The organism is Chamaesiphon sp. VAR_69_metabat_338 (assembly GCF_031423935.1).
GTDB lineage: Bacteria > Cyanobacteriota > Cyanobacteriia > Cyanobacteriales > Chamaesiphonaceae > Chamaesiphon.
In genome coordinates this window covers 1-10,190 of record NZ_JANPGM010000752.1, presented here as the reverse complement: position 1 = coordinate 10,190, position 10,190 = coordinate 1, and the positions used below count along the sequence as shown (strand labels likewise).

General features: G+C 45.9%; 14 protein-coding genes and 1 pseudogene. 2 read left to right on the top strand and 13 right to left on the bottom strand.

What is annotated here, in order from left to right; genetic code table 11:
- The 10 genes and pseudogenes from RMO84_RS20790 to RMO84_RS20745 all read right to left on the bottom strand — a co-directional run.
- Positions 1-213, bottom strand: a pseudogene (locus tag RMO84_RS20790) (phycoerythrobilin:ferredoxin oxidoreductase); the annotation flags it as partial.
- Between the two features lie 119 nt (positions 214-332).
- Positions 333-1,064, bottom strand: a complete 732-nt coding sequence (locus RMO84_RS20785) for a 15,16-dihydrobiliverdin:ferredoxin oxidoreductase (RefSeq protein ID WP_310490341.1) — start codon at positions 1,062-1,064, stop codon at positions 333-335.
- A gap of 97 nt (positions 1,065-1,161) precedes the next feature.
- Positions 1,162-1,824 carry a HEAT repeat domain-containing protein gene (locus RMO84_RS20780; protein WP_310490340.1) on the bottom strand — a complete coding sequence of 221 codons (663 nt, stop codon included), beginning with the start codon at positions 1,822-1,824 and terminating at the stop codon, positions 1,162-1,164.
- A gap of 48 nt (positions 1,825-1,872) precedes the next feature.
- Positions 1,873-2,226 (bottom strand): CpeR family transcriptional regulator, encoded by a 354-nt coding sequence (locus RMO84_RS20775; protein ID WP_310490339.1) that lies wholly within the window; start codon positions 2,224-2,226, stop codon positions 1,873-1,875.
- A 12-nt stretch (positions 2,227-2,238) separates the two neighbouring features.
- Positions 2,239-2,844 (bottom strand): chromophore lyase CpcT/CpeT, encoded by a 606-nt coding sequence (locus RMO84_RS20770; protein WP_310490338.1) that lies wholly within the window; start codon positions 2,842-2,844, stop codon positions 2,239-2,241.
- 99 nt (positions 2,845-2,943) lie between these two features.
- The gene (locus tag RMO84_RS20765; protein ID WP_310490337.1) at positions 2,944-3,480 is read right to left on the bottom strand and encodes a phycobiliprotein lyase; all 537 of its coding nucleotides are present in this window, start codon (positions 3,478-3,480) and stop codon (positions 2,944-2,946) included.
- A 420-nt stretch (positions 3,481-3,900) separates the two neighbouring features.
- Positions 3,901-4,635 carry a phycobilisome rod-core linker polypeptide gene (locus RMO84_RS20760; RefSeq protein WP_310490336.1) on the bottom strand — a complete coding sequence of 245 codons (735 nt, stop codon included), beginning with the start codon at positions 4,633-4,635 and terminating at the stop codon, positions 3,901-3,903.
- 49 nt (positions 4,636-4,684) lie between these two features.
- On the bottom strand, positions 4,685-5,533 hold the full coding sequence (locus tag RMO84_RS20755) for a phycobilisome linker polypeptide (protein WP_310490335.1): 849 nt from the start codon (positions 5,531-5,533) through the stop codon (positions 4,685-4,687).
- Between the two features lie 475 nt (positions 5,534-6,008).
- On the bottom strand, positions 6,009-6,188 hold the full coding sequence (locus RMO84_RS20750) for a hypothetical protein (RefSeq protein ID WP_310490334.1): 180 nt from the start codon (positions 6,186-6,188) through the stop codon (positions 6,009-6,011).
- A complete protein-coding gene (locus tag RMO84_RS20745) occupies positions 6,185-6,652 on the bottom strand; it encodes a DUF2656 domain-containing protein (RefSeq protein ID WP_310490333.1) in 468 nt (155 codons plus the stop codon). The genes RMO84_RS20750 and RMO84_RS20745 overlap by 4 nt, the downstream gene beginning before the upstream one ends.
- 109 nt (positions 6,653-6,761) lie before the next feature.
- Between RMO84_RS20745 and RMO84_RS20740 the strand changes: the two genes are divergently transcribed.
- On the top strand, positions 6,762-7,592 hold the full coding sequence (locus RMO84_RS20740; RefSeq protein WP_310490332.1) for a pentapeptide repeat-containing protein: 831 nt from the start codon (positions 6,762-6,764) through the stop codon (positions 7,590-7,592).
- A gap of 253 nt (positions 7,593-7,845) precedes the next feature.
- A complete protein-coding gene (locus RMO84_RS20735; RefSeq protein ID WP_310490331.1) occupies positions 7,846-8,424 on the top strand; it encodes a phycobiliprotein lyase in 579 nt (192 codons plus the stop codon).
- Positions 8,425-8,505: 81 nt separating this feature from the next.
- Here the strand turns inward: RMO84_RS20735 and RMO84_RS20730 are convergent, their stop codons facing one another.
- The 3 genes from RMO84_RS20730 to RMO84_RS20720 form a co-directional block, all read right to left on the bottom strand.
- Positions 8,506-9,102, bottom strand: a complete 597-nt coding sequence (locus RMO84_RS20730; protein WP_310490330.1) for a phycobilisome protein — start codon at positions 9,100-9,102, stop codon at positions 8,506-8,508.
- Positions 9,103-9,148: 46 nt separating this feature from the next.
- Positions 9,149-9,982 carry a DUF3598 family protein gene (locus RMO84_RS20725; protein ID WP_310490329.1) on the bottom strand — a complete coding sequence of 278 codons (834 nt, stop codon included), beginning with the start codon at positions 9,980-9,982 and terminating at the stop codon, positions 9,149-9,151.
- A gap of 5 nt (positions 9,983-9,987) precedes the next feature.
- A partial coding sequence (locus RMO84_RS20720; protein ID WP_310490328.1) for a HEAT repeat domain-containing protein occupies positions 9,988-10,190 on the bottom strand: 203 nt, incomplete at its 5' end.

Sequence of the window (10,190 nt, the reverse complement as noted above, 5' to 3'; positions counted from 1 at the left end):
GGCATTACCGCCTTGGACGTGGGCAGCGCGGATTTGGCGCAGTTTTGGGGACTGATAAGCATAACTAGTGGTGACAACTTCGTTTTCGTGTTTACCCTTACCGACGATCGCTGATTTGTACTCGAATCCGGCAGGAATTGGATAAGGCTGTAATTCTAAGCGTTGTTGTAATAACTCGATCGCGTAATCTAAAAATGGCTGATAAAGTGTCATGTTAGTAATTGATAATTGATAGATAATGACAGAACGATCGATTACTTCCAAATATATTTACATCCCCAACTTCGCTCAGAAGTCGGGGATGTGTTTTCCTGATTGGTTGTTGCTAAAGATTATTTGGTAGCAGTAGTAGCTAAAGGCAGTGCATCTTCAAATAAAAACCCATATAAGAATTTTTCCGACCATTCATGTCCGAAATAGCTACTAAATAAGCCCGATGCTGGGTCGCGATCGGCACTATATTGGTCGTAATCTTTTTGGGCTTTAGCGATCCGCTGAATATCTGATGGATCTGTGAGCGGTTCGCTGGTTGCTAACATCTCCCAATACAGATCGAGATAATCTTTGAATGCTTCAAATACTCGCGTTTTGACAGTTTCAGGGTCGGTCTTGGCAAACAATAGATATTTAGAGAAATATTGATTGGCATCATAAAATTTCATCTCTAAATTCTGAGCTAAATCTGGATATTTTTCATGTAGTTTTTTCAGAGGATGAATATATTTAGCTAGATAAGCTTCATCCTGAAATAACGGCTGAAAGTCCATCACAATTAAATTCTTGACTTGGCCGAAGGAGAGAAAGTCAATCCCTAACAATGGCAATTCAGAATTATGACTGGGATAAATTACACTATTGAAAATTTGGGCACTCGCACCTGCATCGATATATGTATACCGGATTTTTCTAAATTCCGGACATTCATAAGACCAACTTTTGATGGTGGCGGGATTTTTACCGCGCTCGCTCGTTTGTGCGGCTAGTCCCGCTGGAATTAGCCGACTTTGAAGATCGAAGCGTTGGAATAGGGATTGTTCTAAGTGATTGAGAAAAGGTTGATACATAATTTTGGACTGTGTAAAAAATAAATATTTTGACTAATCTAACTTAGATATCTAGATCGAGCTAGTTATTTGAGATTGGCAAGTTGGGAATTAGTAGCTAACGTTCTAATAATTCTTCTAGTGCCGCACCGACAACTGAATGCTCTGGATCTTGCCTGAGTTGACTCAGAGCAGTCTTGGCGCGTGGATCGGCAAATTGTTGGAGTGCATAGGCAACTTTTTGACGAATTAAGCTAGCATCTCGATCGACTAAAGTTAGGAGTTTTTCTAGTGCCAGTTCGTGGTAATTACTATCTACTAAACTACCCAGCGCACTTACAGCGGCAGCTTGTAAGTGCAGATCCGATCCTGCTAATGCTTCCATACAAACCTCATATAATTCGTTATGCCATTGCAGATCGACGAGTGCGGCGAGGATACTCCGGCGAAGGAGCCAATGATCGTCTTGACAAAAAGCGGCACTTAAATGCGGTGCTGCGGCTTTGCCAAAAAATGACAGCGAGTTAGCTGCTTCCGCTCTCACATTGGGATTGAGATCGAATTTCATCATTTCAATCAGCGCGGCAAAAGAGGCCGCAGTTTGGTGTTTGCTTAAACCCATCGCCACAAAAGAACGAACGAGAATCTCCGGATCTTTGAGTCGATCGATTAAGATCGGGACGACAACTTCTGTGGGATAAGCCTTCAGCGCGGTAATCGCTTTCAATCGATATTGAAAATCTGTGGCTTGGAGGTCAGTTTTAATGCGATCGATATCCATATAATTAGTTGATAGTTGCTTGTTAATATCCGCTAATCCATTAAAAATTTAGACTCGTTCGTCGAATCTAGTCCGAAAACTGCCATATTTAATCCAATAATGGTGGAGATCGTGGTGGGGTGTCTGCAAGCTTGCCTTGGCCCGATATAAAATCACTTGCCGCCGATCGCCCATCCAAACTTTACCCACTGAATTCACACTAATTACTGCCCCTCCTAATGCTTCAATGCAGTCGCCAAATCGCTCGACTGCACTATAATCAACCGTTTCATAAATAAAGAAATTACCTGAATAAATGAGATGCCTGCTACGAATCCAACATTGCATCTTTTTCTGAGCAATTGGTGGCAGAATACTCACGTTGGTAATAGTTACAGCTTGATTATCGGTAAGTGTATTCATATTGTCTCTACCTTAACTGCGATCGAGTGGCAATTCCAACGCGAAACTTTGACACTTTTCAAATCGTAAATGGCCGGATGTCGAACCCCAAACTTGTGCGTGCGTACCGATGTCCATGCCCCGATCGAGACTAAACCAGGTGGTTTCAGTAATCTCCACTTCACTGATTAAATAAGTCATGCACCCTTTTTTCTCAATCAGGCACCGATTCCCTGGTTCGACACTCCCCCGAAACATTTCACCCTCGCGGCGAAACACCATCCCACAGTGCTGACGAGGTTTGATATCGTTAACTGAAATCGTTTTTAGAATCGATAATTCGCGGGCTGCACCTGCATAGCGAATGGGATCGACGAGGCTATAATTTTCGATATAAATATCATCGCCGCGAGTGACTACTCGGTGTATTCCCTGCCGATATGGTGTCCACAAATCGTGATCGTAAACCTGTTCGGAGTAAAACCCGATGCCATTGAAAAAATCAAATGGTAAGGGACGAAAGAAAATGTGAATATGGGCAAACTGTTGAGGTTGGCTGAAAGATTGCTGGCGATTGCTAAAATCTCCAGCCATCCACTGACAAAGTAAGATCGAATCGTTATTTTTAACTGAAGTCATAATTGACATAGTGTGAGAAATAGATTAGATCTTCAACAACGTTTAAAAGAAGTTATTCAAAATTAAATTGAATATTAATGATTTAAAAAAAGTTTGATTTTATTGAGACTTTGACGATCGAATTTCTGATGAGAAGGATGCTGTCACTACCCCACTCCCACCACTAGTTTTAATCAGCGACACCCGAAAGCGCAAATTAGGATTGGCAAACCAGATTCGCTCTTCAGCGGCGGCGCGCTCGTAGGCGGTAATCAATACGAAAGTGCCATCCTCAAGAAAATGATATTCACCAGCAGCCGCAATGGTTTCGGCGTAACCCCGATCTCTGAGCAGTTTGCCTCGGTTGGGCATCAAAGGGTCGGGAACTGGTACTAAAATGGCATTACCCTTAACTTCGGGGCTATCTTCATCCCAATCGGATTGTCCTTCCCACTTCATTTGAAAGGGGGCGACAGTGCTACTGGGATCGACATCATAAGCTTGGCAAAGCTCTACTACTGCTGGATCTTGACGATCGAGTAGATCGATATCGATAATTGACTGCACGGCTTCAAAGTGACTAAAAGCCATGTGGTGCGCGCTGCGCTGCGATCGCCATTGCCCGATCGACTGCTCGACAAACTGTATAATATCCATCAATGTTCTGTACTCAAACCTATCTACCAAATTCGATTGGATCTATCTATCTTTTGTTTTTTCCTCCTCGCTTTGATTGAGTTTGCACAGTTTTCTGTTCCTTGTTATCGAAGCAGACTGAGGTTCTACACGAGCTGTCGCTAGGTTGCATCGAGATTGTCAATCCAAAGTGCCACGATCTTTGCTCTTAATTGAAAGTTATTTTTTAAATTTTATCTAGTTTGTCGATCGATGCCGTTATTCGATCGGCTGGACAGAAATTTCCCAGTTTTTATTTAAAAAATTTGGATTAGGCTAGCAATCCTAATCTATTGGCACAGAGAGCTAACTCAAATGGGCTAGCAGCCTGCGCGATCCAGTTAACTAGGATTGCCCGGTTAGTAGTTTTAACCTGCTGTGAGTCTCAATGAGCGCAGCAATTTAGACTACTTCGGTGATGCTGACAATCTTGCCGCCAGAACGATTGATTCGTTGAATTTGCGAAGTCATGTTATCGCCAGCAACGCGGTATTCCGTATTACTGAGCCGACGCGGGCCACCTTTAGCACCTTGCACCAGAATCTTGAAGGTTTTCTGATTCGCTTGACCAGAGCCGCCCAAATTGACACTAGCAGCCTTGATTTTATTACTCATACCAACTTGTGCTGAGGTGACAGCACTGCTGACTTGAGCGGGGCCGCGATCTAGTGCGAACATCCGGTTGTAAGTTATTTGAGCCTGACCGACTTGCGTGTTAGCACCGCGATTGTAGGGCACTACATTTTCACCAAAGGTGGTCTGATACTCTTCGCTATTGATGAAAGAGTCGATTTCAGCATCGAAACCTTCAGCGACACAGCGGACGATATGCTCGGAGATTTCTGCTTGGGATGCCGGCGGACGACCCAAGAAGTGCATGAAATTTAACTCCACAAACCGATTGGGAGCGCATTTCTCAAAATAACGAGTGCGGTAAAATTCCGAAGTACCGACAGCGCGGACGAACTCGCGGACGGAGACATCGCCATTAGCCAGTTGCGACTCAGCCGCTGTGAGGCGTTCGCTCTCCATCACATGAGGATTGCCCAATACTTGCTTGTAGACTGCGCGAATAATTGTCTGGACGTCTTCAGCAGAGCGCGTCGGCCACAGCTCCAGTGGTGTCATTGTTGCCATAATTAAATATTGACTCCTTTAAACAGTTTTTAACTTTGAGAAAATAGCATTAGATCGCGGTAACACTGACAATCTTGCCACCCTGCTTATGAATCCGCTGATATTCTTGGGAGAGTTTATCATAGGGCACCAGATAAACTTGGTTGCTCTGGCGGAATTTAGAGATATTATTGAATGCCTTGGCACGATATCCAGTAACTTCAATCCGGTAGACTTTTCCACCTTCACTGGCGTTGGCACCCAGCAGCGTGCGAGCACTGCCAGCCGGATTCCGGAAAGTAGATCCTGGCTCTACGACGGCTGTTGCTGTGGCATTAATTACCAAACTATTGAGCTTGGGGGTTTTGCCCGATACATCGGCTTTGAGAGAGCTAGTTGCAGCACCGCGTACCAGTTGGAAGGTATGCGTAAATCCGACCATGTGGCTAATTGCTTCAGTTTTGTAGCCGCGAATGTAAGGAACGATATTTTCGCCAAAGGTATTTTGGTATTCGTCGCTGTCTACATATGAGTCGATTTCGGAGTCGAAATCACCAGCATCCAAGATGGCACTATGCGCTTTCATTTCGTCGTAGCTATTAGGCGCACGTCCGAGGAAATGCCGGAAATTCAACTCGACAAACCGATAGCGCGGACAATCGGCAAACCGCGATTGATATAAGTCAGATTTGCCCACAGCGCGGACAAATTCCCGCACGCTCAGTTCGCCGCGTTTGAATTGGGATTCGGGAACGACTAACCGTTCGCTTTCCATGACGTAAGCATTACCGAGTACTTGTCGGTACACAGCACTAATCAGTGTTTCGATTTCTTCAGTAGAACGACCCGGTACCCATTCTTGGGGCGGGGTTTCGTCAAACAAACTAACGCCTAAGCGCGATGCTGGTCCAAAGGTCATCGATCTAAGTCTCCTAAGTAAACGAAAAGAAGCTCTGAAAGATGCCCGAACGGCGTGACAATTCAACTGGCTAAAATCATAGATTCACGCCACTTTCATGCCACTAGCCACTCACGAGCGACTCGATCGATCTGTTCGGACATCCTCATTAACGCAATTATCTCAAATTGTTAAGATAATTATAAATTTTCTATGGCAGTAAAAAATTAGAGCATCATCGGCAGTACGCTAATTTCAAGGTGAAGTATCGATAACAATGCTGTGACTAAGCAGAGTATGTCTGGGAATTGCTATTGGCTCTAAGCCTTACATAGCAATCAGTTTCACTGATATTAGCGCACGGCTTTTTAAGCTAAATCGGGGATTGTCAAACACTTCTCCCGATCGATGAGTTGAGTCGCTCTTCTGCCAAGATCGTTCGTGTTGCACAAATTGTGCGCATCTAAATTCTCATCTAAGAACGAGGTTAAAAATATTAAGAATTGTAGAGTGGCACGATCTGAAATTTAGCCGATCTCATATGAAGAAACCCCGCTCGATGCTCCTGATAGAGGATCGAGCGGGGTTGCGGAGATCGGACGGGACTGAATGCGATCGGAGAATGTGCCAAAAAAATTTGCAATCCGATCGCCGTACCATCAGAATGAACGCTCAATTACCGATCGATAATTGCACCTGAAAAATACTCTCAACGGGCTTCTGGGCGATGGTGGCAGCCCACTCAATCTCGGTCAAAAACAGCTCACCACTGAGTGTTTCGACAACATCGACGCCCCATTCTCCAGGTTGGAGGGCATCGGGGTCTGAGCTAGTGGGAGGCGTAGTTTTGATGCCACCGAGGATTAGGATATCCGCACGATTTCTGGTTGCTTGCTGGCGATGCTGGGCGAGGATGCGGGCACATGTCGATCCGACTGAATGGGGCGTGAGATCGCCAGTAAATAAGATTTCCATAATCCAATGCGGATGAGCGATCGATCGACATTGAATCTGCGGATTGTCGCTCGATCCCGCTCTGAAGATCTCCGTAAATTCCTCCCGACTCAGAGCCGCTAAACTGCCGTCGGTAATATTAAAGTTGTGGGACAACAACATCCGTCCCCGATCGAGATTAGCCACATTACCTCACTTTCGATCTAGAATAGCTGGCATTCCCCAGCGGTCAACAGCTAGACTAACACTGTTCGATCGCCGATCGATTCGATCGTTGATAATTGATAATTGATACATGCATCACGAACAAACTGGATCCGAGATCGATCGCCACACTCAATCTAGCCAGCAAATTTTCGAGGCGTTAGCCGCAGGGCAATCTGGAGCTGGTGCTGACTTGTACCAAGTCAATTTGCGTGGTAGAGCTTTGAATCAAGTCGATTTGCGACAGGCGACGCTGATTCGCGCCGATTTCAGTCAAGCAGATCTGACAGCAACAAATCTTGCTGGTGCCGATTTACGCGGAGCTAGCCTGCAAGGAGCCATCTTAAAAGATGCTAACTTAACGGGAGCCTGTCTATCGCGGGTAGATTTAAGCGGGGCAGATCTGAGCGGCGCGAATTTAACCGATGTCAAAATGCAGGGCGTCCGATACGATCGATACACCATTTTCCCAGCAGATTTTAACTATAAATCTTCAGGCGCGATCGGCCCTGGCGCGAGACTAAATGGTGCCAACCTAAATACTGCTAATTTGCGTTATGTCGATTTGCAGGGTGCGAATTTGCTCGGTGCTTACTTAGGCGGAGCCGATTTGACCCAGGCAAATCTTCAGGCTGCACGGCTAAGTCAAGGCGATTTGCGTCGTGCATTTTTAACCGGAGCTTGTTTACGAACGGCGGGCTTAAATGGTGCCAACCTCGCTGGCGCAGATTTACGCGCAGCCGATTTGACAGATGTCGAATTCGATCGATTAGAAAGTATCGCTGGGGCAGACTTTAGCCACGTACGAGGACTAACTGATGAAATGCGATCGCGCCTACTTAGTTATCCCGCCCAGGAATTGGAAACCTATAATTCTTTTACGCGGCGGACAACTGGAGAAAGCTTGGGATTAGAGCGTTGATTCATCGATCGTCCGTTATGCAAAATTTTCAGGCTGTAGGGGTAGGTTTCTGTAACTAATTCAAACCTGAATTCAACCGTTGGAAAAACCTACCCAAACCTACCAACAACCCAGACGATCTGAATGTTACTAGTAGGGGCTGGTTTGGACGATGGTTGTTGTTACAAAAAAGATGACTGGCATAAACCAGCCCCTACAGATTTTTTCGCACTCACATTCCCCATTTTCAGCAGAAAATCACCTCGAACAACCCATGATATTTACTCCACCGATGACGATGATGGACTTCTTCACCAAAAGTGAAGGAATGTGGTTTACCCAGCGTAATGTTCATCACTTTGACTGTTCTGGTGATGAGTCGGGAGAGTCGAATTTGTATATCTCAGTGGTACCGCAGATAGATCCGCGTGTTGCGAGTATTTGCACTCAACAGGATATCGATCCGAGCAAAGCTACCGGCGGAGCTAGTTTCATGTGGCAAGCTAATCAGGATAAAGGGGAACCAAATCCCGAACAAGCTGCGGTCTTAATCGATGTGCCTAATGATGCGTCTGGTCGATCGGGTAAACTGATTCGCAACCAGGGTTATGTCGAAAAAATTCCGGTAGTGAGTCGCTATTGGTTTGGCGATGATGGCATTCTGACGATCGATACTGACTACGACAACAATCAGGGACAGGAACGCTGCTGGTTTATCACCGATGATTTTCGCGTGCGGGTGAGTACGGTACGAATGATGAATGGTGTGTATTTGATGACTTATTGTTCTGAGCGACGGTGCGTTACAGAGCAAGATCTCTTGGCAATGGTGCAAAAGAATTTATCCAAGTAGCGATTTCGATCGAGTTGAAAGTTGACTAGATACCAAAGTTGACTAGAAACCCGACTTCTCAAAGAAGTCGAGTTTCTGTACTCACAGCGGTTCATACTTTTCAATTGCTTTAAAACTCTGCAATTTATCGATTAATCGATCGAAGTAAGGCACCAAATCTGCCTGAAGATCTGGTTCTACTCTTGCCAAACTAGCAGTTTTCAATTCTTGCAACCCTAGCACCATCGCAGCTAGCGGCACTTGCATTTCCTGATATAACAAATCCATGTTGTGCAAGCCAACATCGCTAGTATATGCTACGCTACCACCAGCAATGCCATAGGTCACACAACGTAAGAAGTGCCAGAAGTCGCGCCAACATGCTTCGGATCTTTCTGGTGGATATAAACCGCCACCAGGCTGAGTAATTTCCGGAAAAGCTTTCAAAACTTGGGTGCGGGCATCATCAACTATTGCTGTCGCAGCATCTCGTAATAATCTCGCGATCGGAATCAGAGCCGATGTTGTTGGGAGATCGGTTTGAATTCGATCGAGTTCTGCATCCGTGAGGTATACTCGGCGATCGTCCGCACTTTGAAATAGCTCGATAATTGCTGGCGAATGAATCGTTTTCCAATCCTCAAAACTAACAATCCTTGCTTTAATAATTAGTTCTCTAACAGTGCTACTAAGTTCCATAGATTAGGGATGAGTATTTAACAATAAAAACGCGATCGACTATTAACTATCCACTTCTCGACTCAGTAATAAAAGTCAAGCTCAACCATTCACCGCGATCGATATACGTCCGAATTAGCCGCTGACGGAGATTAGGCGCGATCGACCAACCGACTTCCAGCGCGATCTCGACTCCCGATTCAATTTGAGTCGGGCACAGCACGTAGGCTGCGTCGGGTAATAAAATGACTTGAGTCGATCGGGTGGTTAAGCGAGTGCGATCGGATTCGGTGTCAATGGTAAAGGTAGACTCTGTAACTTGCGACCCGATCGACTGAGAGCGAACGAGGGTTCGATCGTCAGTCATCGTAGTAGTTTGAATCGTTGGCGACTCAGAGACTTGCGTGTTACCAGGATAAAGTGTTACAGCTTTGCCCTGCCAAACCCCCAACCAACCAGCCAGCTTCAGCGGTGGACGTTCGGGGGCATCGGTGCCGACACGTCCTTCCCGAATTAGCGTTAATCGGAATAGGCAACCATTCGCATCGAACTGCGGAATTAATCGCAGTCGTCGATCTTCATGTCTGAAGGCAAACTCCGCACCACTGGGCGCACCCAGCCGTAAATAAGGCGAACCTTCGGAAAACGCTCCCGTCTCGAAGAAGATCGCACCAGCACTCGGTTCGCTAAAATCGAAGGCCATCTCTTGAGGCTGGAGGACACCATCAGCATCGGGATAATGGCGCGTGAGGGCTAAGTGAATCGCTAGATCCTCATTTACCCCAGTCAGGGAAATTAAACTGGGGATATCTTCGATTTCCTCACCCAGGGGCGAAAGTCGGGTAAAGGAACCCTGCCATTTGCCGAGATTTTGCAGTACGCAGTCCCATTGAGATTTCACGATTTTTACCACTCATCTCCATCAGTTTTTTTAGCAAGCTGGGAGATTGCCAGCTTAATGACTGCTTGGACTGAATCCTCGGATTCGTTTGCTGATGCGGCTTCTAGATCCGCGATCGCTTGTTTGTCTCCTAGTTTCATCAGTGCCAACACTGCCGACTTCCGACTTTCCCAATCGGGGTGGTGGAGTAGTTCTAATAACGGGACTC